The sequence below is a fragment of the Acidovorax sp. GW821-FHT10A04 genome, from assembly GCF_059415825.1.
In genome coordinates, this window is the sequence record NZ_JBWKNZ010000009.1 from 109,617 (window position 1) to 135,281 (window position 25,665).

Here is a 25,665-nt window from a genome sequence, read left to right on the forward strand (position 1 = left end):
TATGCAAATCCCCTACGAACTGGCCCTGGGCTGGCGCTATACCCGCGCAGGGCGTGCCACGCGTCGCGATGGCTTCATCTCGTTCATCTCGGGCGTGTCCATGCTGGGCATCGCCCTCGGTGTGGCGGCGCTGATCATCGTGCTCTCGGTGATGAACGGCTTCCAGCGCGAGGTGCGCGACCGCATGCTCAGCGTGGTCTCGCACATCGAGATCCTGGCGCCCCAGGGCGCGCCGCTGCCGGACGTGGCCACCACCCTGGCCGAGGTCAGGCGCAACCCGAACGTGACGGGCGCCGCGCCCTTCGTCGCCGCCCAGGCGCTGCTCTCGCGCGGCCAGGACATGCGCGGCGCGCTGGTGCGCGGCATCGACCCGGCGCTCGAAAGCTCGGTGACGGACCTGGCCGCGGGCAACGAGAAGACGCTCAAGCTCCTGGTGCCCGGCGAGTTCCGCGTGGTGCTGGGTGGCGAACTGGCCCGGGCCATGGGCGTGCGTGCGGGCGATACCGTGACGCTGATCGCGCCCGCAGGCCAGGTCACCCCGGCCGGGGTGGTGCCGCGCCTCAAGCAGATGACAGTGGCCGGCACCTTCGACTCGGGCCATTACGAATACGACGCGGCCCTGGTGCTGCTGCACCATGAGGACGCCCAGCGCATCTTCCGCCTCGAATCCCCCACGGGCATCCGCCTCAAGCTCAAGGACGTGCACCAGGCGCGCGCCGTGGCGGCCGAGCTGGCCGGCAGCGTGAGCGGCGGCCTGGTGGTGCGCGACTGGACGCAGCAGAACCGCACCTGGTTCGCCGCCGTGCAGCTCGAAAAACGCATGATGTTCATCATCCTCACCCTGATCGTGGCGGTGGCGGCCTTCAACCTCGTCTCCACCCTGGTGATGACGGTGACCGACAAGCGCGCCGACATCGCCATCCTGCGCACCCTGGGCGCCAGCCCGAAGAGCATCATGGGCGTCTTCGTGGTGCAGGGCGCCATGGTGGGCGTGATCGGCACGCTGGCCGGCCTGGCCCTGGGCCTGGTCATCGCCTTCCACATCGATGTGATCGTGCCGGCCATCGAGCACGCGCTCAACGCGAGCTTTCTGCCCAAGGATATCTACCTCATCAGCAAGATGCCGAGCGATCCGCAGAGCTCGGACATCGTCCCCATCGCCCTGATTTCCCTGGTGCTGGCCTTCGTGGCCACCCTGTACCCCAGCTGGCGCGCCAGCCGTGTGAACCCCGCCGAGGCGCTTCGCTATGAATAAGAACATCGCTCCATCCGCCACATCCCTGCCCGCCGCACCGCCCGCGCGGGGCGAGGTGGTGCTGCAGGCCCAGGGCCTGACCAAGCGCTTCACCGAAGGCCGGCTCGACGTGACCGTGCTGCACGGCGTGGACCTGCAGGTGCATGCGGGCGAGACCCTGGCCATCGTCGGTGCCTCGGGCTCGGGCAAGAGCACCCTGCTGCACCTGCTGGGTGGCCTGGATGCGCCCACGGCCGGCAGCGTGCGCCTCAAGGGCCATCAGCTGTCGTCGCTGTCGCCCGAGCAGCAGGGCCAGTTGCGCAACCAGCACCTGGGCTTCATCTACCAGTTTCACCACCTGCTGCCCGAGTTCACCGCGCTGGACAACGTGGCCATGCCGCTGCGCATTCGCCGAATGCCCCAGGAGCAGTGCCATGAGGAGGCTGCGCGCGTGCTCACCTCGGTGGGCCTCAAGGAGCGCCTGCACCACCGCCCCGCCGAGCTGTCGGGCGGCGAGCGCCAGCGCGTGGCCATTGCCCGCGCCCTGGTCACGCGCCCGGCCTGCGTGCTGGCCGACGAGCCCACGGGCAACCTGGACCGCAACACCGCCGACGGCGTCTTCGCGCTCATGCTGCAGCTGGCGCGCGAGCAGGGCACGGCCTTCGTGATGGTCACGCACGACGAATCGCTGGCCGCGCGCTGCGACCGGGTGGTGCACCTGGTGCTGGGCAAGCTCGGCTGAGGCAAGTGCCCGCCCGGTGGTGGCCGGCGGGGTGCGGGAACTGCTGGTTACCATCGCATCGCGCTGCGGTGCCATGGAAGGGTTCGCTTTGGCGCGATCCCGTCTTAAGATGCTCGCAGTTGGCTTCAGGAGATTCGCCCGATGACGGTTCCGGCATCCATACCCTCCGATGAAGTGCGCAGGCTGGAGGCTTTGCGCGCCCTCATGGTGCTGGACTCCCCTGTCGAGCCTTTGTTCGACTCCATCGCCCGCATGGCGGCCGATGTCTGCGGCGTGCCGATCGCGCTCATCAGCCTGGTCGATGCCGAGCGCCAGTGGTTCAAGGCGAGCGTCGGCCTGCCCGGTGTCAACGAGACGCCGCGCGACGTGGCCTTCTGCGCCCATGCCATCCTGTCGGATGAGCTCATGGAGGTGCACGACGCCACGCAGGACGCCCGCTTCGCGCGCAATCCCCTGGTCACCGAGGCGCCCGACATCCGCTTCTATGCCGGCGCGCCCCTGGTGGCCGGCGATGGCGGCGACCGCGTGGGCACGCTGTGCGTCATCGACCGTCAGGCGCGCGAGCTCACGCCGCAGCAGCGGGCCACGCTGCGATCGCTCTCGGCCATGGTGTCGCAGGCGCTGGACATGCGCCGCGACCTGATCGCGCGCGCCTTCTCGGTGCGCCAGGAGTACGAGAAAGCCCTGTCCGAAAGCGAGCTGCGCTACCGCACCATGGTCGAGGCGCAGACCGAGATGGTGTCGCTGGCCTGGCCGCATGGCGAGGTGTTCTACGTCAACCCGGCCTATGCGCGCCATTTCGGCCTCGCGCCGCGCGACATGGTGGGCAAGGACCTGTTCTCGTATGTCGATCTGGCCGACCGGGAGGCGGTGCGCTCGCGCATAGCCGAGGTCTTTCGCACCGAGGGCACCACCCAGGGTGAGAACCGCATGCTCAGCGCCGACGGGGTCGAGCGCTGGATGGCCTGGACCAACAGCTTCCTGCGCGACAGCGAGCACCGGCCTTACCTGCACTCCGTCGGGCGTGACATCACGGCCCAGAAGGCGGCCGAACGGGCGCTGCTGGCCAGCCAGCAATTGCTGGAGCGCACGGGCCATGTAGCCCGCGTGGGCGGCTGGGAGCTCGACCTGCGCAGCCGCCGCGTCTCCTGGTCTGCCGAGACGCGGCGCATCCACGAGGTGCCCGCGGACTTCACGCCCAGTGTGGACAACGCCCTCGATTTCTACACGCCCGATGCGCAGCGCACCATGTCGGCCGCCGTGCGCCAGGCCACCATGACAGGCGTCTCGTGGGACCTGGAGGTGCCCCTGGTGACGGCCACCGGGCGCCGCATCTGGGTGCGCTCGGTCGGTGAGGCCGAGTACGAAGGCAGCGCTGTGGTGCGCCTGTTCGGCGCGTTCCAGGACGTGACCGAGCGCCGGCGCATGGCGCAGCAGCTGGCCAACAGCGAGCGCTTCGTGCGCCTGGTCACCGACGGGCTGCCGATCCGCATCGGCTACGTGGACCGGGAGCTACGCTTTCGCTTTGCCAACCAGGCGCAGTGCCAGCGCTTTGGCCTGGACCGCGAGGAAGTCATTGGCCGCACGCGCGAAGAACTGCTCGGGGAACCCGCATCGCCCGAATCGGTGCAGCGGGTTCAGCGGGTGCTGTCGGGCACCGCACAGAGCTACGAGCGCGATGAAGTGCGCGACGGTGTCGTGTACCGCATCGAGAGCCAGCTGGTGCCCGACATCTCCGACGATGGCCGGGTGCGGGGCTTCTTTTCCACGGGTGTGGACATCACCCAGCGCGCTGCGGCCGAGCGTGGCCTGCGCGTGCTCACGGCCATCCTCGAGCACACCTCCGATTTCGTGGTGCAGACCGACCTCAAGGGCCGGGTCAGCTACATGAACCCCGCGGCGCGGAGGGCGCTCGGCTTTGCACCCGACGAGGACGTGGGCGCCCACATGTTCACGGAGTTCAACACCCCCGAGACCAATGCGCTGTACGTGCAGGCCATCCTCCCGGCCGTCCGGGCCCACGGCATGTGGGTCGGGGAGACCACGGTGTACGCCGCCCGGCAGCGCGTGGTGCCGGTGAGCCACATGGTGATTGCCCACCGCGATGGGGAGGGGCGCATCCAGCACTTCTCGGCCATCATGCGCGACATCTCGGAGGCGGCGCAGGCGCGCGCGGCCCTGCTCAAGCAGACGGCCACCCTGCGCTCCATCACCGAGGCGCTGCCCTCGCTGGTGGCGGTGGTCGGGCCGGACGAGCGCTACCAGTTCGTCAACAGCGCCTTCGAGCGCTGGCACCGCGTGCCGCGCGAGCAGATCCTGGGCCGCAGCATGGAGGAATTCCTGGGTGCGGCAGAGTACGCGCGCACCCGGCCCCTGGTGCAGAAGGTGCTCGGTGGCGAGACCCTGACCTTCGACCAGGACCATCCCCAGCGCGTGCCGGCCAGCCACGTCACCATTCACTTCATTCCGCTGTGGTCCGAGCCAGGCGCGGTCGACGGCTTCGTCTCGATGGCGCAGGACGTCACCAGCTACCACCAGGAGGCCGGCCGGCTGCTGGAGCTGGCGCAGCACGACCCGCTCACCGGCCTGCTCAACCGGGCGGGCCTGCAGGCCTACGTGGGCCAGAAGGACCTGGCGGCGGAAGGCGCGCAGCTGGCCCTGCTCTACATTGACCTGGACCACTTCAAGCCGGTGAACGACGAGCACGGCCATCCCGTGGGGGACCTGCTGTTGCAGGCCTTCGCCCAGCGCCTGCTGGCCCTGGTGCGGCCCAGCGACGCGGTGGCCCGGCTGGGCGGAGACGAGTTCGCCGTGGTGCTGGCCGGCGTGCGCGAGCCGGCCCATGCCGAGGCCGTGGCCGGCAAGATCCTGGAGGCGGCGCACGCGCCGTTCGAGATCGGCGAACTGCGGCTGTCGGTCGGGGCCAGTGCGGGATTGGCGCTGGGCACGGACGTCGCCAAAGGCTGGGCCGATCTCATGGCCCGCGCCGATGAAAAGCTCTACCTGGCCAAGCGCTCTGGCCGGGGCCAGTTCCAGGGCGGCTGATGCCCTACATCACCCGCCCGTACCACCAGACCGACAGGCCGGCCGCGAGCAGCGCCAGTGCTGCCCCGACCAGCGCGAACAGCGCCGAGATCTCGGTTTCCTTCTTCTCCACCGTGAGGCGCGAGCTCAGCGTCTCGTAGACCTTCTTGAGGTCCGCCGCCGTGGCGGCGTGGAAGTATTCGGCCGCGGTGCGGGTGGCCACGGCCTTCAGGGTCTCCTCATCCAGGCGCACGCGCATGGACCAGCCCTCGAAGCCGATGGTCTCGCCCTGCAGCGTGCCCACGCCCACGGTGTAGACGCGCACGCCGCGGTCGGCGGCCCATTTGGCCGCTTCGAGCGGGTCCACGCCCGTGGTGCGCTGGCCGTCGGTCAGCATGATGATGGCGGCCGAGTTGTAGGAGCCCGGCGCCACCGGCGTGAACGGCTTGGCGGGGTCCTGCTTGTTGAGCTCGTCCAGGGGGCGCGGCTTCATCGCCTGGCGCCCGCCCAGGGCCGAGATGTCGATGCCGGCATCGGGGAAGATGGTGGCCAGCGACAGCATGATGCCGTTGCCCGTGGCCGTGCCGCGCTGCAGCTGGAAGCTGTCGATGGCCTTGACCAGGTCCTCGCGGCTCTGCGTGGGCAGTTGCGCCAGCTGGGCGCTGCCGGCAAAGGCCACGATGCCCACGCGCACATGGCGCGGCAGCTCGGCGATGAAGGCCTTGGCCGCGTCCTGCGCGGCGGTGATTCGGTCGGGCTGCACGTCGGTGGCGCGCATGCTGCCCGAGACGTCCATGGCCAGCATGATGGTCTGGTCCTGCGAGGGCAGGGTGATCACCGCCAGCGGCCGGGCCGCTGCCAGCAGCAGGGCCACCAGCGCCAGCAGGAAAAGAAAGGGCGGGATGTGCCGGCGCAGGTGCTGGGCCGGGCCCATGGCCTCGCGCACCAGCGCCAGGCTGGAGTAGCTCAGCGCCGTTTTCTTGCGCCGGTGCAGCAGCCACCAGTACAGCAGTACCAGGAGCGGCACGACCAGCAGCAGCCAGAGCAGGGTGGGCCAGAGAAAGACCATGGTGGCGTGTCCTGTGGTTGTCAGGCGGCGGCCTGCGGGGCCGTCCATTGGAACGAGGGGTGCGTGGCCGGGCGCACGCGGTGCTGGCGCAGGTCCATGAAGCGCAGCAGCGCGTCCACCAGGTCATCGTCGGTGCGCAGCTCCAGCGTGTCGGCCCCGGCCTTGGCCAGGCCCTCGCGCAGCACGGCTTCGCGCTGGGCCGCCAGGCGCGCGAAACGGTGGCGGAAACCGCTGTCGTGCGTGTCCACCTGCAGCTGCTCGCCGCTTTCGGCATCGCGCAGGGTCACCAGGCCCACGTCGGGCAGTTCCAGCTCCAGCGGGTCGAGCAGGCGCACGCTCACCACGTCGTGCCGGCGGGCCAGCTGGGCCAGCGGCTTTTCCCAGCCGGGGGCGCTGATGAAGTCCGACACCACGAACACCGTGGAGCGCCGGCGCAGGGTGCCCAAGGCGCCCTGCAGCAGCAGGTGCAGCTCGGTACTGCCCGATTGCAGCCTGGGGGCCGGCTGGAGCAACTGGTGCACCAGGTGCAGCACATGGACGCGGCTGCTGCGCGGGGGCAGCACCGTGTCCACGGCCCGTGCGGGCGCGCCGCCGGCGCCGTAGAGCATGGCGCCCACGCGGTTGCCGTGGCGCGTGAGCAGGCGCGAGAGCACGGCCACGAAGCCGGTCAGGATGTCGCGCTTGGCATTGCCCTGGGGCCCGAAGTTGACCGAGGGGCTCAGGTCCAGCAGGAACCAGGCCGACATCTCGCGGTCCTCGGTGTACACGCGCACATGGGGCAGGTTCAGCCGGGCCGTCACGTTCCAGTCGATGTGGCGCACGTCGTCGTGGGGCTGGTATTCGCGCAGGTCCGCCAGGTCCAACCCGGTCCCGCGCATCAGCGTGCGGTAGTCGCCCTGCAGCAGCCCGTCGAGCCGGCGGATGACGCTCCACTCCAGCTGCCGCAGCAGGCGGTCGGCCTGGCCGGGCAGGGTGGGCAGCGCGCGCGGCGCGGTGGCTGCGCTGGTGTCAGGCGGCTTTTTGCTCATGGTGCAATGGCTTGGCAGGGGCGGGCACCTTGGCCATGATGCGCGCGATCAGCGCGTCGGCATCCAGGCCTTCGGCCAGGGCTTCGTAGGACAGGGACAGCCGGTGGCGCAGCACGTCGGCCGCCAGGTCGGTCATGTCCTCGGGCAGCACGTAGCTGCGACCGCGCAGCATGGCCAGGGCCTGGGCGCCTTCGGCCAGGCAGATGGTGGCGCGCGGGCTGGCGCCGCAGGCAATGAAGCCGGCCAGGTCCTTGAGGTCGTGGCGCGCCGGTGCGCGCGTGGCGGCCACCAGCTTCACGGCGTACTGCAGCAGCGAGGGGTCGACGTAGACCTCGCGGCACTCGGCCTGCAGCGTGGCCAGTTGGGCCGTGGTGGCCACGGGCAGCACCTGCACGGGCTTGTCCAGGGCGCGCTGGGCGATCACGAATTCCTCTTCCTCGGTGGGGTAGTCGATCAGCACCTTCATCATGAAGCGGTCTACCTGGGCCTCGGGCAGCGCGTAGGTGCCCTCGGTCTCGATCGGGTTCTGCGTGGCCATCACCAGGAAGGGCGAGGGCACCTTGTGGGTCTCGCCGGCGATGGTCACCTGGCGCTCCTGCATCACCTCGAGCAGGGCACTCTGCACCTTGGCGGGCGCGCGGTTGATCTCGTCGGCCAGCAGCAGGTGCGTGAACACCGGGCCCAGCGAGGTGCTGAACTCGCCCGTCCTCTGGTTGTACATGCGCGTGCCGATCAGGTCGGCGGGCACCAGGTCGGGCGTGAACTGGATGCGCTTGAAGCTGCCCTGGATGGTGCTCGCAAGGGTCTTCACCGTGAGCGTCTTGGCCAGGCCCGGCACACCCTCGACCAGCAGGTGGCCCTGGGCCAGCATGGCCACCATCACCCGTTCCAGGAAGCGGTCCTGCCCCACCACGACGCGCTTGACTTCGTAGAGCACCTGCTCCATCAGCGTGGCGGTGGCGGCATTCGAGGCAGAGGGCAGCGGGGTCGATTCCATGGGACTCCTTGCGATGGGTGAAAGTACAGCTCAGAAAGGCGACATGCCCACGGCCGAGGCCGCGTTCTCGATGGGCACGGCAAAGCCGATGCCGATGAAGGTGCGCGCCGGCGTGGGGTTGAGGATGGCGGTGACGATGCCCACCACCTCGCCGTCCATGGTGACCAGCGGGCCGCCCGAGTTGCCGGGGTTGGCCGCTGCGTCGAACTGGATCAGGTTGCCGAGCTCGCGCTTGCCCTCGGGCGAGGTGAACTGGCGCCCCAGGCCCGAAATCACGCCCGCCGAGGCCGAGGGCCCGATGCCGAAGGGAAATCCCACCACGGCAACCTGGTCACCTGGGCGCAGGTCGTTGGTGGAGCGCAGGGAGGCAGCCTCCAGATCGTCGGGCACCTTGTGGGCCTGGAGCACGGCCAGGTCGTTCTCGGGCTGCACGCCGGTGATGGTGGCCGTGGTCTGCAGCCCGTCGTGGAAGGTCAACTGGATGCGGTCGGACCCCTGCACCACGTGCAGGTTGGTGAGGATGACGCCCTTGTCGACGATCACCACGCCCGTGCCCACTCCGCGCTCGACCTCGTCCTTGCCGTTCTTGCTGCGCCCGAAGCCCACCACGCGCACCACCGAGGGGGCGATGGTCTCCACGGCGCGGGCCGCTGCCGAGGGCAGGGTGGTGGTTTCCAGCGTGCGCAGCACCGCCTTGTCGATGTCTTCCTGGGTGAGCTTGCGGGGCACGGTGCGCTGGCTCTGCCAGACGCTGGTGAGCAGCAGGGCGGCCAACAGCAGAACGGCCGCCCACAGGGCGTAGAGGTTGCGGCGCGACAGGGTGACCGCCTGGGGCCTGCCAGCGGGCTGGCCGGGGGCGGGCGCCGCAGCAGAAGCCGCCGGCTCGGGCACAGCGCTGCTCGGGGCCGCGGCCCCGGAAGGGCGGCGGGCGGGGCGGGAGCTGCTGTAGACAGTGGGTCTGGGCATCCTGTCACCTTCCGGTACACCTGGGCGCGGTGCATGGTTTCACAGTAGCACGGATCGCGCCCTTGTGCATCCCCCGGGGTTTCATGGTGCATCATGTTTCCATGAGCTTCTGGATAGATACCCATTGCCATCTCGATGCCCCCGAGCTGGCGCCCGATGTGGATGCCGTGCGTGCACGGGCCCGTGCGGCGGGCGTGGCGCACTGCGTACTGCCGGCGGTGCAGCGCTCCAACTGGGACGATGTGCGCACGCTCGCGCACCAGCATGGGGACAGCTATGCCCTGGGAATCCACCCCCTGTGCACCGGCAGTGCCGCGGATGAAGACCTGGAATGGCTGGCGCAGGCGTTGGCGCAGCATCGGAACGACCCGCGCCTGGTCGCCGTGGGCGAGATCGGGCTGGATTACTTCGTGCCGGGGCTCGACCCGGACCGGCAGGAGCACTTCTACCGCGAGCAGCTCAAGCTGGCGCGGCGTTTCGAACTGCCCGTGATCCTGCACGTGCGCCGCTCGGCCGATCGGCTGCTCAAGGGCCTGCGCGAGGTGAAGGGCCTGTCGGGCATCGCCCACGCCTTCAATGGCAGCGCGCAGCAGGCCCAGGCCTTCGTGGGGCTGGGGTTCAAGCTCGGCTTTGGCGGGGCGGTCACCTACGACCGGGCCCTGCAGCTGCGCCGCCTGGCCACCGAGTTGCCGCTCGGCAGCCTGGTGATGGAGACCGATGCCCCCGACATCCCGCCGCACTGGCTCTACACCACCGCTGCCGAGCGCGAGGCAGGCCGGCCCCAGGGGCGCAACACCCCGGGCGAGCTGCCGCGCATCGGCGAGGAGGTGGCCGAACTGCGCGGCATGCCCGTGCAGGCACTGGCCGAGGCCTCCACCGCCAACGCGCTGGCGGCCCTGCCACGCCTGGCAGCCCTGCTCCAAAGCCGGCCGCAAGCGTCACCGTCTTTTACCGATTCTTGACAGTCGGTTGGGGGTTTTAGCTATATATTTGATAGTGATCGGATGCCCGTGCGTCCGGCCCTCCACGTCGCATGCCTTCCCCCTCCACCATGTTTTCGCCCAACGATGCCGCCCCCCGCCTGGCCGGACTGCCCGCAGTGGTATCCGCCAGCACCGTCGTGCTGGTGCTGGGCAGCTTCCCCGGCGCGGCCTCGCTGCGTGCGCAGCAGTACTATGGGCACCCGCAGAACCACTTCTGGCGCATCCTGCAGGCCCTCTGGCCGCAGCACCCCCTGCCGGGGCCTGCTGGGCCTGCCAGCTATGCCGAGCGCTGCGAATGGCTGCTGGCGCGGGGCCTGGGTTTGTGGGACGTGTATGCCAGCTGCGAGCGCGAGGGCAGCCTGGACGCCGACATCCGCCATGCCGTGGTGAACGATTTTGCTGCGCTGCGCGCCGTGGCGCCGCGCCTGGCCGCCATCGCCCACAATGGGGGCGAAAGCTACAAGCATGCAGCGCGCACCGCGGCCCTGGGCGTGCCGGTGCACAAACTGCCCTCCACCAGCCCGGCCAACGCCTCCTGGAGCTTTGAGCGCAAACTGAACGCGTGGGCCGAACTGATGGCCCGCTACCGACTGACCTGAATGACCCGCAAGAAGACCAGCACCGCCGAACTGCCCGAAGTCAGCGTCTCCGACGATGGCGAAGTGCGCCACCTGCACCTGGGCACGCCCTGGATCCAGGGCTCCATGCGCGTGGATGAACCCTTTGCGCTGGAGCTCGAATACGTGCAGCGCATGATGGCCTGGCTGCTCTTCGTCGAGCCGGCCTCGGTGAGCAAACGCCACGCCATGCAGCTGGGCCTGGGAGCGGGCGCCATCACCAAGTTCTGCCACAAGAAGCTGCGCCTGTGCGCCACGGCCATCGAGCTCAACCCGCAGGTGGTGGCCGTGTGCCGCCAGTGGTTCAAGCTGCCGCCCGACGGCCCCAAGCTGCGCGTGGTGCTGGCCGATGCGGCCAGGGAGATCCAGAACCCCATGTGGCTGGGCACCGTCGATGCACTCGCCGTGGACCTGTACGACCACGACGCGGCCGCGCCCGTGCTCGACAGCCCCGACTTCTACGCCGACTGCCGGGCCCTGCTGTCCGAGGATGGCAGCATGACCGTGAACCTGTTCGGCCGCTCCTCCAGCTACGAGAAGAGCCTTAAGAGCATGGCCAGCGCCTTTGGCGAAGACGCGCTGTGGGCCTTCAAGCCCACGCGCGAAGGCAATACCGTGGTGCTGGCCCAGCGCACGCCCACTCGCCCCAAGCGCGCCGAACTGGCCGCCCGGGCCGAGGCCATCCAGGCCCGCTGGGACCTGCACACGGCGAAGTGGATGCGCGTTTTCAAGCCGGTGGCCTGAACATGCGATTCCCCATTTCTTCGTCCTGCCCCGTCCATCCCCTCTGAGAGGCCCGCAGACATGAGCACCACCCTCACCCCTCCCGTCCCCGTTGCCAAGGCGGCCATCAAACCGATCAGCCACATCGGGCCCGTGGACTGGCGCCGCATGGTCGAGTGGCTGAGCGCCGATGGCGTGATCTCCCAGGAGGAGGCGCAGCGCACCATTGCCCGCTGCTCGCAGGCCGAAAGCTCGCAGCCGGCCCTGGTCCGCCTGGCCGCGGTGGCCATGACGCGCGCCTCCGATGGCAAGCCACTGGACATCGAGCTGCTCACCGAGTACCTGGCGCAGCGCTCCGGCCTGCCGTACATGCGCATCGACCCGCTCAGGGTCGACGTGGGCCGCGTGGCCGACACCATGAGCGCCACCTATGCCGAGCGCCACAAGGTGCTGCCGGTGCAGGTGACGGCCAAGGAGGTGGTGGTGGCCACGGCCGAGCCCTTCGTCGACGACTGGGTGGCCGAGGTCGAGCGCCAGGCGCGCCGCACGGTGCGCCGCGTGGTGGCCAACCCACAGGACATCCACCGCTTCACAGCCGAGTTCTTCGCCCTCGCCAAATCCGTGCGCGCGGCGCAGAAGGCCGGTGGCGCATCGGGCGGCAGCAGCTTCGAGCAACTGGTCGAGCTCGGGCGCAGCAACAAGCAGCTCGACGCCAATGACCAGGGGGTGGTCAAGGTGGTGGACTGGCTCTGGCAATACGCCTTCGACCAGCGTGCGAGCGACATCCACCTGGAGCCGCGGCGCGAGCAGGGCGTGATCCGCTTTCGCATCGACGGCGTGCTGCACCCGGTCTACCAGATGCCCATGGGCGTGCACAACGCGATGATCTCGCGCATCAAGCTGCTCGGTCGCATCGACGTGGTGGAAAAGCGCCGCCCGCAGGACGGCCGCATCAAGACCCGCAACCAGCGCGGCGACGAGGTCGAAATGCGCCTGTCCACGCTGCCCACCGCCTTCGGCGAGAAGATGGTGATGCGCATCTTCGATCCTGACAACACCGTCAAGGACCTCGACGCACTGGGCTTTGCGCAGCACGACGCGACGCGCTGGGAGACGCTGGTCAAGCGCCCGCACGGCATCATCCTGGTGACCGGGCCCACGGGCTCGGGCAAGACCACCACGCTGTATTCCACGCTCAAGCGCGTGGCCACCGAAGAGGTCAACGTGAGCACGGTGGAGGATCCGATCGAAATGATCGAGCCGAGCTTCAACCAGACGCAGGTGCAGCCGCAGCTCGACTTCAACTTCGCCGAGGGCCTGCGCGCGCTTATGCGCCAGGACCCGGACATCATCATGGTCGGCGAAATCCGCGACCTGGAGACGGCCGAGATGGCCATCCAGGCGGCGCTCACGGGCCACCTGGTGTTCTCCACGCTGCACACCAACGACGCGCCCTCGGCCATCACCCGCATGATGGAGCTCGGGGTGCCGTCCTACCTCATCAACGCCACGCTGCTGGGCGTGCTCGCGCAGCGCCTGGTGCGCACCTTCTGCAAGCAGTGCAAGCAAAAGGACGAGTCGGCCGACCGCGAGGCGCTCAGCGCCTTCATCAAGCCCTGGAAGCTCAGTGGCGCCTACCAGCCCTACAAGGCCGTGGGCTGCGTGGACTGCCGCATGACCGGTTTCCAGGGCCGCATGGGGCTCTATGAACTGCTCACCGTGAGCGAGGCGCTCAAGGACAAGATCACCACCGCGCCATCGATGGAGGCGCTGCGCCGGCAGGCCATCGCCGACGGCATGCGGCCCCTGCGCCTGGCCGGTGCGCTGCGCGTGGCCGAGGGCGTCACCACCCTCGAAGAGGTGATGTCCGCAACGCCGCCCATGGACTGATTTGCATGCTGCGTACATAGGGAAAACGCGCAGTCCCGAGTGTTACCGGGTGTAGGTGGAATCCACATCCGGCGAGCCTCCTGTTGCCAGCACAATCGCACGGTTGTGAAATCCGCATAGGAGACAAATCGTGCAAATCAAAAGTCAGAAAGACTTTTTTTCCGGCCTCATGTTCATGGGTGTCGGGGTCGCGTTTGCGTGGGGAGCCACCACGTACAACGTCGGCAACGGCGCCCGCATGGGCCCCGGCTACTTCCCCCTGCTGCTCGGTATCCTGCTGGCCATCATCGGCGCCGTGATCACCTTCAAGGCCACCACGGTCGAGACGGTGGACGGTGACAAGATCGGCAAGTGGGCCTGGAAGCCGCTGTTCTTCATCCTGGCTGCCAACTTCGCCTTCGGCATCCTGCTGGGCGGCCTGCCCAGCCTGGGGATCCCGGCGATGGGCCTGATCGTCGGCATCTATGCGCTGACCTTCATCTCCAGCCTGGCCGGCAACGAGTTCAAGGCGCGCGACGTGTTCGTGCTCGCCACCGTGCTGGCCGTGGGCAGCTACGTGGCATTCGTCTGGGCGCTGAAGCTTCAGTTCCCGGTGTGGCCCAGTTTCATTTCCGGTTAAGCCAGGAGCATCCACACCATGGAATTGATCAACAACCTGTCGCTGGGCTTCGGCGTAGCGTTCACGTTCCAGAACCTCATCTACTGCTTCATCGGCTGCCTGTTGGGCACGCTGATCGGCGTGCTGCCTGGCATCGGCCCCGTGGCCACCATCGCCATGCTGCTGCCCGCCACCTATGCTCTGCCTCCCGTGGCAGCGCTGATCATGCTGGCCGGTATCTACTACGGTGCGCAGTACGGTGGTTCCACCACCGCCATCCTGGTCAACCTGCCCGGTGAATCGTCCTCGGTGGTGACCGTGATCGATGGCTACCAGATGGCGCGCAAGGGTCGAGCGGGGCCGGCGCTAGCGGCGGCCGGGCTGGGCTCGTTCTTTGCAGGCTGCGTGGGTACGCTGATCCTGGCGGCCTTCGCGCCTCCGCTGACCGAAGTGGCCTTCAAGTTCGGTCCTGCCGAATACTTCTCGCTGATGGTGCTGGGCCTGATCGGTGCCGTGGTGCTGGCCTCGGGCTCGCTGCTCAAGGCCGTAGCCATGATCGTGCTGGGCCTGTTGATGGGCCTGGTGGGTACCGACGTGAACTCGGGCGTGGCCCGCTTCAGCTTCGACATCCCGGAACTGACCGACGGCATCGGCTTCGTGACCATCGCCATGGGCGTGTTCGGCTACGGTGAAATCATTGCCAACCTCTCGCGTCCCGACGACGAACGAGAAGTGTTCACTGCCAAGGTCGAGGGCCTGTTCCCCACCAAGGAAGACTTCAAGCGCATGATCCCCGCCGTGCTGCGCGGTACGGCCCTGGGCGCTGCCCTCGGTATCCTGCCCGGTGGCGGTGCGCTGCTGGCTGCCTTCGCTGCCTACACGATCGAGAAGAAAACCAAGCTCAAGCCCGGTGAAGTGCCGTTCGGCCAGGGCAACATCCGCGGCGTGGCATCGCCCGAGTCGGCCAACAACGCCGGTTCGCAGACCTCCTTCATCCCGCTGCTGACGCTGGGCATCCCTCCCAACGCCGTGATGGCGCTGATGGTCGGTGCCATGACCATCCACAACATCCAGCCTGGTCCCCAGGTGATGACCAGCAACCCCGAGCTGTTCTGGGGCCTGATCGCCTCGATGTGGATCGGCAATGCGATGCTGGTGATCCTGAACCTGCCGCTGATCGGCATCTGGATCAAGCTGCTGACCGTGCCTTACCGCTGGCTGTACCCTTCCATCGTGCTGTTCTGCGCGGTCGGCGTGTACTCCACGAACAACAACACCTTCGACATCTGGATGGTGGGTGCCTTCGGTCTGGTGGGCTACATCTTCCACAAGCTGGGCACGGAACCTGCGCCCCTGCTGCTGGGCTTCATCCTGGGCCCGATGATGGAAGAAAACCTGCGCCGTGCCCTGCTGCTGTCGCGCGGCGACTGGAGCGTGTTCGTCACGCGTCCGCTGTCGGCCGGCCTGCTGGCGGCTGCTGCCCTGCTGCTGGTGATCGTGCTGCTGCCTGCAGTGAAGAGCAAGCGCGAAGAGGCTTTCGTCGAGGACTGATCTCCCCGGCCTGCTTCGACAGCCAACGCAACGGCGCCTTCGGGCGCCGTTGTTTTTTGGCGAGTCCACCCCATGGGGCCCGGGGCACCCCGTGGACAATGGCGTGAACACCTTCCCAGAGCCCTGCATGCCTGCCCCTACCAGCCTCCAGCAGCACCCGCACCGGGCCCTGCTGCACAACGAGATCCATGCCCGCCCGCCCGAGGCCATGGCGGCGCCGCTGGCGATTGCCCACATCGTGATGCTGGCCGACGCTGCCGGGCGCGAGGCCAGCCGGGCCCATGTGGCCGCGCTGCTGCGCAACCACCACCTGGCCCTGCCCGATGCGCACACCACCCACCTGCGCATGGACCTGGGTGCGTTTCGCATGCGCTGGGAAATGCACACGGAGTTCGTCACCTGGACCTTCATGGTGCCGGCGCAGGTGGACGCCTTCGGCGACCGTGACCCCGTGGGCGCCACCGAGGCCGTGCCCCACGAATGGCTGGCGGCCCTGCCCGGCCAGTGTCTGTGCAGCCTGAACCTGTGGGTGCTGCCCACGCACACCTTCGGCTCGGGCTCGCTGGTCAAGCATGTGCTGCACGAGGACACGCTGGTCGCCTCCACCGTGGCCGATGGCCATGGCGAGGTGTACACCGACTTTGCGATCCACGCCGACGGCTTCTCGCGCATGGTGCTGCTGGCCGGCGGCATGACGCCGCGCCGCCTGGGCCGGCTGGTGCAGCGCCTGCTGGAGATCGAGACCTACCGCATGGCCGCGCTGCTGGGCCTGCCCGCTGCGCGCGAGGCCGCCAGCGTGCTGGCCTTTGCCGAGCGCGAGCTGGCCGAGCTGGCCGATGCCATCCGCACCGCCAACCGCGATGCCGAGCCCGCGCTGCTCGATCGCCTGACGCGGCTGGCCGGCCAGGTGGAGAGCCAGTACGCGGCCACGCATTCGCGGTTTTCGGCCAGCAGCGCCTACTTCGAGTTGCTGGACAAGCGCATCCAGGACGTGGCCGAGTCGCGCCTGGCGGGCATGCAGACCATCCGCGAGTTCATGGACCGGCGCCTGACCCCCGCCCGCAGCACCTGCGAGTGGGCCGCCCGGCGCCAGGACGCGCTGTCGCAGCGCGTCTCGCGCATGAGCAACCTGCTGCGCACGCGCGTGGAGATCGAGCAGCAGCAAAGCAGCCAGGCCCTGCTGGCCACCATGAACCACCGCCAGGACCTGCAGCTCAAGATGCAGTCCACCGTGGAAGGACTGTCGGTGGCGGCCATCACCTACTACATCGTGGGCCTGGTGAGCTATCTGGCCAAGGGCGCGCAGAAGATCGGCTGGCCGCTGTCGGCCGAGACCACGGCGGCCCTGGCGATCCCGCTGGTGGCCGTGGGCGTGTGGTGGTCGCTGCGCCGGCTGCACCACACCATCTTCCGCAAGCACTGATCCCGGAGCCTGCCCGGCGGAGGGCGGCCATCGCCGATGGCGCTGGCCCACGCACGCAGGGCCGATGGCGCGGGTTATTGCTCCCGTGCCACACTGGCAGGCTGCTCGAAGGCGCCTGCAGACCGCAGGCGCCCGACCGTTGACGCGAGAGAAGCCTTTGTCGAACCCCCAGCCCCCCTCGGCCGCCAAGGCCGGCAGCCAACACCTCGCCTCGGGCTTCCTGCTGGCCCTGTTCGGCTCGATCGCCTTCAGCGGCAAGGCCATCATCGTCAAGCTGGCCTACCGCCACGGGGTGGATGCGGTCACGCTGATCATGTACCGCATGCTGTTCGCGCTGCCCATCTTCGCCGCCATGGGCTGGTGGGCCAGCCGCGGCAAGCCGCCGCTCTCGGGCAAGGACTGGCTGGGCATCGTCGGCCTGGGCATCACCGGCTACTACCTGGCCAGCTTCCTGGACTTCGCCGGGCTGGCCTACATCAGCGCCAGCCTGGAGCGCCTCATCCTGTACCTCAACCCCACGCTGGTGATGATGCTCGGCTGGCTGCTGTACCGCCGCGGCATCCGCTGGGGCCAGGCCCTGGGCATGCTCGTGAGCTACTGCGGCGTGGTGCTGGTCTTCGGCCACGAGGCCAACCTGCAGGGCAGCAACACGGCCCTGGGCGCGCTGCTGGTGTTCCTGAGTGCAGTGAGCTATGCCATCTACCTGGTCTACAGCGGCGAGATGGTCCAGCGCATCGGCGCGCTGCGGCTGGTGGGCCTGGCGACCACCGTGGCCTGCCTGTGCTGCCTGCTGCAGTTCGTGGTGCTGCGGCCGCTCTCCGCCGCCGTGGTCGCGCCCGAGGTGGTCTGGCTGTCGGTGCTCAATGCCACGCTGTGCACAGCGGTGCCGGTGCTCATGGTGATGATGGCCATCGAGCGCATCGGCGCCGGCATGGCCGCGCAGATCGGCATGGTGGGGCCGCTGTCCACCATCCTCATGGGCATCTGGATCCTCGGGGAGCCCTTCACGGTGTGGGTGGCCTGCGGCACGGCGCTGGTGGTCGCGGGCATCTTCGTCTTCACCCGTCCGGCCCACAGGCCCGCTTCCTGAGCGCACGGTGCGGGCAGTGCCCCGCGGCGGGCAGGGCTGCCCAAGTCCACTTATGATTTGGTGAACGGGGTGCGGTGTGCACTTTCCGACGAATCACGGAGTTGGACATGGATCTGGGTATTGCAGGCAAGTGGGCGTTGGTGTGTGGTGCGAGCAAGGGCCTGGGCTTTGGCTGCGCCCAGGCGCTGGTGAACGAGGGCGTGCACGTCGTCATCAATGCCCGCAATGCCGATGTGCTGGCCCAGGCCGCATCGCGCCTGCAGGCGCAGGGCGCGGCCGGCAAGGTGCAGGTGCTGGCCGTGGCAGCCGACATCACCACGCCCGAGGGCCGCGCCGCGGTGTTCTCGGCGGCCGGCGGCCCCGGGCAGGGCTTCGACATCGTGGTCACGAATGCCGGTGGACCGCCTCCCGGCGACTTCCGCAACTGGGACCGCGACGCCTGGATCAAGGCCGTGGATGCCAACATGCTCACTCCCATCGAGCTCATCAAGGCCACGGTGGACGGCATGGCCGAGCGCGGCTTTGGCCGCATCGTCAACATCACCTCCAGCGCCGTGAAGGCGCCCATCGACATCCTGGGCCTGTCCAATGGCGCGCGCAGCGGGCTCACGGGCTTTGTGGCCGGTGTCGCGCGCAGCAAGCTCGCGGCAGGCGGCGTGACCATCAACAACCTGCTGCCGGGCAAGTTCGACACCGACCGGCTGGCCACCACCATCGGCACCGCGGCGGCCAAGTCGGGCACCAGCGTGGAAGAGTTCCGCCGGGTGCAGCAGGCCCAGATCCCGGCGGGCCGCTATGGCACGGCCGAAGAGTTCGGCGCCATCTGCGCCTTCCTGTGCAGCGTGCAGGCCGGCTACATGACGGGCCAGAACGTGTTGGCCGACGGGGGGGCCTACCAGGGCACGTTCTGAGGGCCGTGCGGCACGGCTGCCTTGTGCGGTGCCAGGGCCTGGCGGCGCCTTGATGTCCGTCAAGGCATGTGGAAAGAGGGGCACCCCAGGTGTTGCAAGGGGTGCTTTTCCGCGTGTTTTCCCGGTATCCAGCCGGGGTTGCGAAGGCACAATGGGCTGATGGACCTGCCGGGGTCCGTTGTGTTTTGCGCACATTTTTCCCATACTTTGGGAATCTAGGACGAACAATAAGGCCGGAGATACCATCGCCATGAACCTGTCCCGTGTCCTGACGAGCCGATTCGCCATGCTGGCCCTGCTGGTTGCCGGAGTGTGGGCGTGCGGCAACGGTGCGGCCTGGGCCCAGGCCGCCGGGGCCGGACCGGGCGCCAAGACCCCAGCGCCGTACAAGCTGCGCATCGTCGGGGGGCTGGCCGGCATCAACCAGTACACACGCCAGGAGGAGCCCTTCTGGAGCAAGGAGCTGGCGCGCCTGAGCGGCGGCAAGTTCGATGCCGAGATCGTGCCCTTCGACCGTGCCGGCGTGCCCGGTGGCGAGATGCTGCGCCTGCTGCAGCTCGGGGTGGTGCCCTTCGGCACCACGCTCATGAGCTCCTTCTCGGCCCAGTACCCGGAGTACACGGCGCCCGACCTCGCGGGGCTCAACCCCGACATCGCCACCCTCAAGAGCACGGTGGCGGCGTTTCGCCCCTACCTGGAAAAGGCCCTGCGCGACCAGCACGGGGTCGAGGCCCTGGCCATCTACGTCTACCCGGCCCAGGTGGTCTTCTGCAAGAAGCCCTTGCGCAACCTGGCCGACCTGTCGGGCCGGCGCATCCGCGTCTCCTCGTCGAGCCAGGCCGATTTCGTCGGGGCGCTGGGCGGCATTCCCGTGCTCACGGGCTTTGCGCAGATCGTGACCAGCCTGTCGGCCGGCAACACCGAGTGCGCGATCACCGGCACCATGTCGGGCAACACCCTGGGCCTGCACACCATGACCTCCCACCTGCATGCGCTGCCGGTGAACTGGGGCCTGGCCGTGTTTGCCGCCAACCAGGCCGCCTGGGAGGCCTTGCCGCCCGACCTGCGGGCGCTGCTGCGCCGCGAGCTGCCCCGGCTGGAAGCCGGCATCTGGGAGGAGGCCGAGCGCGAGACCGCCGACGGCATGGCCTGCAACCGCGGGGCGGCCAACTGCACCGGTGGGCGCAAGGGCAACATGGTCGTCGTGCCGGTCTCGGAGCAGGACGAGAAGAGCCGCCGCGAGATCCTGGCCTCCACGGTGCTGCCACGCTGGGTGCAGCGCTGCGGCCCGCGCTGCGCCGATATCTGGAACCGAACCATCGGGCCCGTGCGTGGCCTGGCCGCGGCGCCTGGCAAATGAACCCATCCTCGCCTGCCCGCATCAAGATCTACGTCTCGGGGGCGGTTGCCTTCTTCCTCGCGTCGGTGGCCCTGGTGGCGGCCACGCTGGTCTGGAATGCGCGCCAGGTGGCGTTGGCCGACAGCGCCACGCAGGCCACGCGTTTCGTGGCCGGTGCCGAGGCGGCGCTCAACCGCTCGCTGCTGTCGGTGGACGTGCTGCTGGCCAGCATGGACGAACTGCTGGGCCTGTCGACCGCCATGGTGGAGTGGATCGACTCCGACGGCGCCAGCCAGCGCCTGCGCAGCTCGGCCCGCCAGAACCTCATGGTGCGCTACGTGGCGCTGGTGGATGCACAGGGCAAGGTGGTCGCCTCCTCCGACGCGGCAGGCAGCCGGCTGGCGCTGGACCTGCCGGCGGGTTTCCTCGACGAGGTGCTGAACCAGTCGGTCTCGACCCTCATGGTCAGCCAGCCGGTGGTGAGCTTCGCCAGCGCCGAGAAGGTGCTGTACTTTGCGCGCCACCTCAAGATGGCCGACAGCTCGCGCGTGGTGGCGCTGGCCGAACTGCCCGTGGCCTCGCTCAGTTCGGTGCTGGTGCAGGGCGTGGACATCAGCGGCCTGCAGGTCACACTGGAGCGCGCGGGCGGGCAGATGCTGCTGAGCGTGCCGGGCCGCGAGGACGTCGTCACCCACACCCTGTCCCCCCCGCTCGATACCCTGGACGAAAGCGGCCCGCACTGGCGCGCCCCGGCGCGCCTGAGCGGTGAGGTCGCGCTGGTGGTGTACCGCCCCATCCTGTACCAGGACCTGCGCATCTCGGCCAGCATCCCGCAGCGCGATGCCCTGGCCTCCTGGCGCACCGAGCGCAATGCCGTGGGCCTCACCGCGCTGGCCTTCCTGGCCATGATCCTGGCGGCCGGGGTGTTCGCGCTGCGCTACATCGACCGCATGATGCAGGCCCGCCTGGCCATTGCCCAGAGCAAGGCCACGCTGGACCAGGCGCTCGAATCCATGGTCAGCGGCTTCGTGCTGCTCGATGGCCTGCAGCGCGTGGTGCAATGGAACCGGCGCTTCGAGGAGATCTTTCCCTGGCTCCAGCCCATCCTGGCGCCCCAGGTGCCGTTTCGCAGGGTGCTCGAGGAAAAGGCCCGGCACCACCTGCCGCACGCCTCCGATTCGGAGCGTGCCCTGTGGATCGAGCACCGCCTGGCGCTGCAACTGCAGCCCCAGGGGCCGCACGAGCAGTCCCTGCCCGATGGCCGCGTGATCCAGATCACCGAGCGGGTGACACCGGAATCGGGGCTGGTGATCACCTACCACGACGTGACCGAGCTGCGCCAGGCCAGTGCCGAGATCGAGAGCCTGGCCTTCTTCGACCCGCTGACCAACCTGCCCAACCGGCGCCTGCTCATGGACCGCATGCAGCAGGCCACGGCCGCCAGCGTGCGCAGCGGCCAGCACGGTGCGCTGCTGTTCCTGGACCTGGACCACTTCAAGACCCTGAACGACACCCTGGGCCACGAGGTCGGAGACATGCTGCTGCGCCAGGTGGCGCAGCGCCTGAAGACCTGCGTGCGGCGCGAGGACACGGTGGCCCGCCTGGGCGGCGACGAGTTCGTGGTGATGCTCAGCGACCTCTCGGAGCACAGCAGCGAGGCCGCAGCCTATGCCCGCCGCGTGGGCCAGAAGATCCTGCGCAAGCTCAACCAGCCCTACACGCTCGGGACCCACACCTACCACAGCACCCCGAGCATCGGCGCCACCTTGATGGGCGGTGCCATGCAGCCCTCGGTGGACCTGCTCAAGCAGGCCGACATCGCGATGTACCAGGTCAAGTCCCAGGGCCGCAATGCGCTGTGCTTCTTCGATCCGCAGATGCAGATCGCGATCAGCCAGCGTGCGCAGCTCGAGAGCGACCTGCAGGCGGCCCTGACCGGCCGCCAGTTCGTGCTGCACTACCAGCCCCAGTTCCACCTGGACGGCCGCATCGTAGGGGCCGAGGCGCTGATCCGCTGGCGCCACCCCGAACGCGGGCTGATCACGCCGGGCCACTTCATCGGCGTGGCCGAGGAGAGCGAGCTCATCGTGCCCATGGGCCACTGGGTGCTGCGCACGGCCTGCGAGCAGCTGGCGGCCTGGCAGGGCGACCCGCGCTACCGGCATGTGCAGCTGTCGGTCAACGTCAGTGCGCGGCAGTTCCGCCAGCGCGATTTCGTGGCCCGGGTGGTCGAGGTGCTGCGCGAGACCGGGGCCCGGCCGCACCTGCTCAAGCTCGAGCTCACCGAGTCCCTGGTGCTCGACAACGTGGACGACACCATCGCCAAGATGGGCCTGCTCAAGACCAAGGGCGTGCGCTTCTCGGTGGACGATTTCGGCACCGGCTACTCCTCGCTGGCCTACCTCACGCGGCTGCCGCTGGACCAGCTCAAGATCGACCAGTCCTTCGTGCGCAACCTGGGCGTCAAGCACACCGACGACGTGATCGTGCAGACCATCATCGGCATGGCGCGCAACCTGGAGCTCGACGTGATCGCCGAAGGCGTGGAGACCCAGGCGCAGAAGGACTTCCTGGCCCTGCACGGCTGCCAGTTCTTCCAGGGCTACCTGATGGGCCGCCCCGTGCCCGTGGCCGACCTGGAAAGCCTGCTCGGAGCCAGCAGCGCGGCACTGGCCTGAAGCGCGGGCCGTCAGCGCCGCGAGGACACCACGATCCCGCCGACGATGAGGGCGAACGCCACGCCGTGGAACAGCTGCGGCGTATCGCCCAGGAAGGCCGCCGACAACATCGCGGCGAACAGCGGCGTGAGGTTCACGAAGAAGCTCGCCAGCGCCGGCCCGGCACGCTGCACCCCCACGCCCCAGAAGCGGTAGGCCAGCACGGCCGGCCCCACCGCGATGAAGGCCAGCGCGGCAACCAAGGGCCCGCCCCATTCGATGTGCGTGCGCCCGCTGGCCCACTCCAGCCCGGCAAAACTGCCCGACCAGGCCAGGCCGAACACCATCTGCGCCATCAGGAAGGCCGCCCAGTCGCCGCGGATGGTGGCCGGCTCGCGCGTGCCCGAGAGCATCCAGCTGTAGAACGCCCAGGAGATGGTGGCCAGCACCATGAACAGGTCGCCCGGCACCAGGCGCAGGGCCAACAGCTGGCTCCATTCGCCGCGCGAGAGCACCAGCAGCACGCCGCACATCGACAGGAAGGCACCTGCCACCTGGCGGCGCGTGACCGGTGCCTTGAAGAACATGGCCCCCACGGCCAGCATCCAGACCGGCATGCTCGATCCCACCAGCGTGGCGTTGATCGGGGTGGAGGTCTGCAGCGCCATGTACTGCAGCGCGTTGTACAGGCCCACGCCCAGGAGGCCCAGCAGCGCATAGCGGCGCCAGTGGGGCCACAGGGGGCTGTCCCTGCGCAGTACATGGTGCGCCAGCGGCAGCAGGATGCCGAAGGCCAGCACCCAGCGGATGAAGTTCAGGGTGAGGGGCGGGATCAGGTCGTGCACCAGCCGGCCTACCACGGCATTGCCGGCCCACAGCATCGGCGGCACCACCAGCATCGCCGCCGTGCCGGGCGAGAGTCTTTGCGTCATGGCGCTAATGTATCGACCCGCGTCGGGCAAGCCTTGCAGATTCATGGCAGGATGGCCGCCGTTCCAAGCCACCAGGAGACCGATCCCATGAGCCTCGCCGTCCAGATCCGCCAGCATGGCGGCCCCGAAGAACTCCACCTCGTCGACGTCACCGTGGGCGAGCCCGGCCCGGGTGAGATCCGCATCCGCCACCATGCCATCGGGCTGAACTTCATCGACGTGTACCACCGCACGGGCCTGTACCCCCTGAACATGCCGGCCACCATCGGCATGGAGGCGGCCGGCGTGGTCGAGGCCGTGGGCGAGGGCGTCACGCACCTGAAGGTGGGCGACCGCGCCGCCTACGCCAGCCAGCCGCCCGGCAGCTACTGCGAGCTGCGCGTGCTGCCGGCCAAGTGCGTCTGCAAGCTGCCCGATGCCATCAGCTTCGAGACCGGCGCGGCCATGATGCTCAAGGGCCTCACCGCGCAATACCTGCTCAAGAAGACGTTGCCCGTGCAGGGCCTCGTGGCCGGCGACCATGTGCTGTTCCACGCCGCTGCCGGCGGCGTGGGCCTGATCGCCAGCCAGTGGGCCAAGGCCCTGGGCCTGCAGCTCATCGGCACCGCCGGCACCGATGCGAAGTGCCAGCTGGCGCTGGCCAATGGCGCGGCCCATGCCATCAACTACAACACCGAGGACTTCGCGGCGCGCGTCAAGGAAATCACCGGCGACCAGGGCGTGAAGGTGGTGTACGACTCGGTGGGCAAGGACACCTGGGACAAGTCGCTCGAATGCCTGCGTCCCTTCGGCCTCATGGCCAGCTTCGGCAATGCCTCGGGTCCCGTGCCGCCGTTCGCACCGGGCTCGCTCGGTGCCAAGGGCTCGCTGTACGTCACGCGCCAAACCCTGTTCACCCACATCGCCACGCGCGAGAGCACGCAGGCCATGGCCGACGACCTGTTCGCCGTGGTGGCCAGCGGCCAGGTGAAGATCCACATCGACCAGCGCTACCCGCTGGCCGAGGTGCAGCAGGCGCACCGCGACCTCGAAGGCCGCAAAACCACCGGCTGTACCATCCTCACGCTGTGAGCACGTCCGCGCAGACCATTGCCGGGTGGCTGGCGGCGGCACGGGTCGCTGCCCGGCAACCGCCGGCGCAGGCCCGGTTGCCGCTGCAGGTGGCCGGACAGGTGGTGGGCTCGGTGGCCGAAGGCGTGCTGGACATGGTGGCGCCCGCGCTGGAGGGCGGCCACCGCCTGCACAGGGCGGCAGGTGGCTGGCACCTGGATGGCCCGGCCACCGCCGGCCTCAATGCCATCGCCGCCGTGCTGCGCGCCCGGGGCCAGTGCGGCCCGTGGCGCAATGAGCAATTGGCCGTGCCCAACGCCCAGGGCGAGGTGATCGCCACCGTGGAGCGTGGTGCCGTGCGCGTGCTGGGCATCGCCACGCGGGCCGTGCACCTGGTGGGCCTGGCGCCCGACGGGCGCATGTGGGTGCAGCTGCGCTCGCGCACCAAGCCCAACAACCCGGGCATGTGGGACACCCTGATGGGCGGCATGGTCGCGGCCGTGGACACGCTCGACCAGGCCCTGGCGCGCGAGACCTGGGAAGAAGCGGGCCTCGCCACGGCGGATCTGGCCGATGTCGCGCAGGGCGGCCATGTGCTGTTCTCGCGTCCCAGCCGCGAGGGCGGCGGCATCGGCTACATGGTCGAGCGCATCGACTGGTTCCGCGCCACGGTGCCCGCGGGCATGGAGCCCGCCAACCAGGACGGCGAGGTCGAGCGCTTCGAGCTGCTCGGCCTGGATGAAGTGCAGCAGCGGGTGGCCCGCAGCGAGTTCACGCAGGAGGCCGGGCTGGTGATTGGCGCCTACCTGGATTCCACCACCGCTGGCGCGTAGCGGCGCGC

Annotated in this window: 21 protein-coding genes; 16 read left to right on the forward strand and 5 right to left on the reverse strand. The window is 69.0% G+C overall.

Features of this window, described 5'->3' with window-relative positions:
• Position 1: 1 nt before the first annotated feature.
• The 3 genes from AC07PF_RS19515 to AC07PF_RS19525 all read left to right on the forward strand — a co-directional run bounded on the left by AC07PF_RS19515 (position 2) and on the right by AC07PF_RS19525 (position 5,021).
• Positions 2-1,255 carry a lipoprotein-releasing ABC transporter permease subunit gene (locus tag AC07PF_RS19515; RefSeq protein WP_007852819.1) on the forward strand — a complete coding sequence of 418 codons (1,254 nt, stop codon included), beginning with the start codon at positions 2-4 and terminating at the stop codon, positions 1,253-1,255.
• The gene (gene lolD, locus AC07PF_RS19520; RefSeq protein ID WP_494612933.1) at positions 1,248-1,976 is read left to right on the forward strand and encodes a lipoprotein-releasing ABC transporter ATP-binding protein LolD; all 729 of its coding nucleotides are present in this window, start codon (positions 1,248-1,250) and stop codon (positions 1,974-1,976) included. Before AC07PF_RS19515 ends, lolD begins: the two co-directional genes overlap by 8 nt.
• 141 nt (positions 1,977-2,117) lie before the next feature.
• On the forward strand, positions 2,118-5,021 hold the full coding sequence (locus AC07PF_RS19525) for a sensor domain-containing diguanylate cyclase (protein ID WP_494612934.1): 2,904 nt from the start codon (positions 2,118-2,120) through the stop codon (positions 5,019-5,021).
• Positions 5,022-5,025: 4 nt separating this feature from the next.
• On the opposite strand, the gene AC07PF_RS19530 is transcribed toward AC07PF_RS19525, so the two are convergent.
• The 4 genes from AC07PF_RS19530 to AC07PF_RS19545 are packed head-to-tail and all read right to left on the reverse strand — an operon-like array spanning position 5,026 to position 9,060.
• The gene (locus AC07PF_RS19530; RefSeq protein WP_007852822.1) at positions 5,026-6,069 is read right to left on the reverse strand and encodes a VWA domain-containing protein; all 1,044 of its coding nucleotides are present in this window, start codon (positions 6,067-6,069) and stop codon (positions 5,026-5,028) included.
• Positions 6,070-6,089: 20 nt separating this feature from the next.
• Complete coding sequence (locus tag AC07PF_RS19535) at positions 6,090-7,097, reverse strand: DUF58 domain-containing protein (RefSeq protein WP_494612935.1); 1,008 nt, start codon at positions 7,095-7,097, stop codon at positions 6,090-6,092.
• On the reverse strand, positions 7,078-8,094 hold the full coding sequence (locus tag AC07PF_RS19540; protein ID WP_145695540.1) for an AAA family ATPase: 1,017 nt from the start codon (positions 8,092-8,094) through the stop codon (positions 7,078-7,080). Before AC07PF_RS19540 ends, AC07PF_RS19535 begins: the two co-directional genes overlap by 20 nt.
• Before the next feature lie 30 nt (positions 8,095-8,124).
• Positions 8,125-9,060 carry a S1C family serine protease gene (locus tag AC07PF_RS19545; protein ID WP_007852828.1) on the reverse strand — a complete coding sequence of 312 codons (936 nt, stop codon included), beginning with the start codon at positions 9,058-9,060 and terminating at the stop codon, positions 8,125-8,127.
• 101 nt (positions 9,061-9,161) lie between these two features.
• Between AC07PF_RS19545 and AC07PF_RS19550 the strand changes: the two genes are divergently transcribed.
• From AC07PF_RS19550 to AC07PF_RS19600, 11 genes are all read left to right on the forward strand, one after another.
• Positions 9,162-10,022, forward strand: a complete 861-nt coding sequence (locus AC07PF_RS19550; protein WP_494612936.1) for a TatD family hydrolase — start codon at positions 9,162-9,164, stop codon at positions 10,020-10,022.
• 89 nt (positions 10,023-10,111) lie between these two features.
• A complete protein-coding gene (locus AC07PF_RS19555; protein WP_494612937.1) occupies positions 10,112-10,642 on the forward strand; it encodes a DNA-deoxyinosine glycosylase in 531 nt (176 codons plus the stop codon).
• Positions 10,643-11,404, forward strand: a complete 762-nt coding sequence (locus AC07PF_RS19560; protein ID WP_494612938.1) for a class I SAM-dependent methyltransferase — start codon at positions 10,643-10,645, stop codon at positions 11,402-11,404.
• Positions 11,405-11,464: 60 nt separating this feature from the next.
• Positions 11,465-13,273, forward strand: coding sequence for a type IV pilus assembly ATPase TfpB (gene tfpB, locus AC07PF_RS19565; RefSeq protein ID WP_494612939.1), 1,809 nt, complete (start codon positions 11,465-11,467; stop codon positions 13,271-13,273).
• A gap of 130 nt (positions 13,274-13,403) precedes the next feature.
• A complete protein-coding gene (locus tag AC07PF_RS19570) occupies positions 13,404-13,892 on the forward strand; it encodes a tripartite tricarboxylate transporter TctB family protein (protein WP_145695535.1) in 489 nt (162 codons plus the stop codon).
• A gap of 18 nt (positions 13,893-13,910) precedes the next feature.
• Positions 13,911-15,422 carry a tripartite tricarboxylate transporter permease gene (locus AC07PF_RS19575; protein ID WP_494612940.1) on the forward strand — a complete coding sequence of 504 codons (1,512 nt, stop codon included), beginning with the start codon at positions 13,911-13,913 and terminating at the stop codon, positions 15,420-15,422.
• 127 nt (positions 15,423-15,549) lie between these two features.
• Complete coding sequence (locus AC07PF_RS19580; protein WP_494604393.1) at positions 15,550-16,845, forward strand: DUF3422 family protein; 1,296 nt, start codon at positions 15,550-15,552, stop codon at positions 16,843-16,845.
• A 157-nt stretch (positions 16,846-17,002) separates the two neighbouring features.
• Positions 17,003-17,935: a DMT family transporter gene (locus AC07PF_RS19585; protein ID WP_494612941.1), complete on the forward strand. Its 933-nt coding sequence runs from the start codon at positions 17,003-17,005 to the stop codon at positions 17,933-17,935.
• Positions 17,936-18,042: 107 nt separating this feature from the next.
• A complete protein-coding gene (locus AC07PF_RS19590; RefSeq protein ID WP_494612942.1) occupies positions 18,043-18,846 on the forward strand; it encodes an SDR family oxidoreductase in 804 nt (267 codons plus the stop codon).
• A 250-nt stretch (positions 18,847-19,096) separates the two neighbouring features.
• Entirely contained in the window at positions 19,097-20,206 is a 1,110-nt protein-coding gene (locus AC07PF_RS19595; protein ID WP_494612943.1) for a TRAP transporter substrate-binding protein, read from the forward strand.
• Positions 20,203-22,863 (forward strand): bifunctional diguanylate cyclase/phosphodiesterase, encoded by a 2,661-nt coding sequence (locus AC07PF_RS19600; protein ID WP_007852854.1) that lies wholly within the window; start codon positions 20,203-20,205, stop codon positions 22,861-22,863. Before AC07PF_RS19595 ends, AC07PF_RS19600 begins: the two co-directional genes overlap by 4 nt.
• An 11-nt stretch (positions 22,864-22,874) precedes the next feature.
• Here the strand turns inward: AC07PF_RS19600 and AC07PF_RS19605 are convergent, their stop codons facing one another.
• Complete coding sequence (locus AC07PF_RS19605) at positions 22,875-23,774, reverse strand: DMT family transporter (protein ID WP_035202930.1); 900 nt, start codon at positions 23,772-23,774, stop codon at positions 22,875-22,877.
• Between the two features lie 87 nt (positions 23,775-23,861).
• Here AC07PF_RS19605 and AC07PF_RS19610 point away from each other — a divergent pair, with 87 nt between their 5' ends.
• Together AC07PF_RS19610 and AC07PF_RS19615 are read left to right on the forward strand one after the other, a co-directional pair.
• Entirely contained in the window at positions 23,862-24,845 is a 984-nt protein-coding gene (locus AC07PF_RS19610; protein WP_494612944.1) for a quinone oxidoreductase family protein, read from the forward strand.
• Complete coding sequence (locus AC07PF_RS19615) at positions 24,842-25,657, forward strand: NUDIX hydrolase (protein ID WP_494604404.1); 816 nt, start codon at positions 24,842-24,844, stop codon at positions 25,655-25,657. Before AC07PF_RS19610 ends, AC07PF_RS19615 begins: the two co-directional genes overlap by 4 nt.
• Positions 25,658-25,665 lie beyond the last annotated feature (8 nt).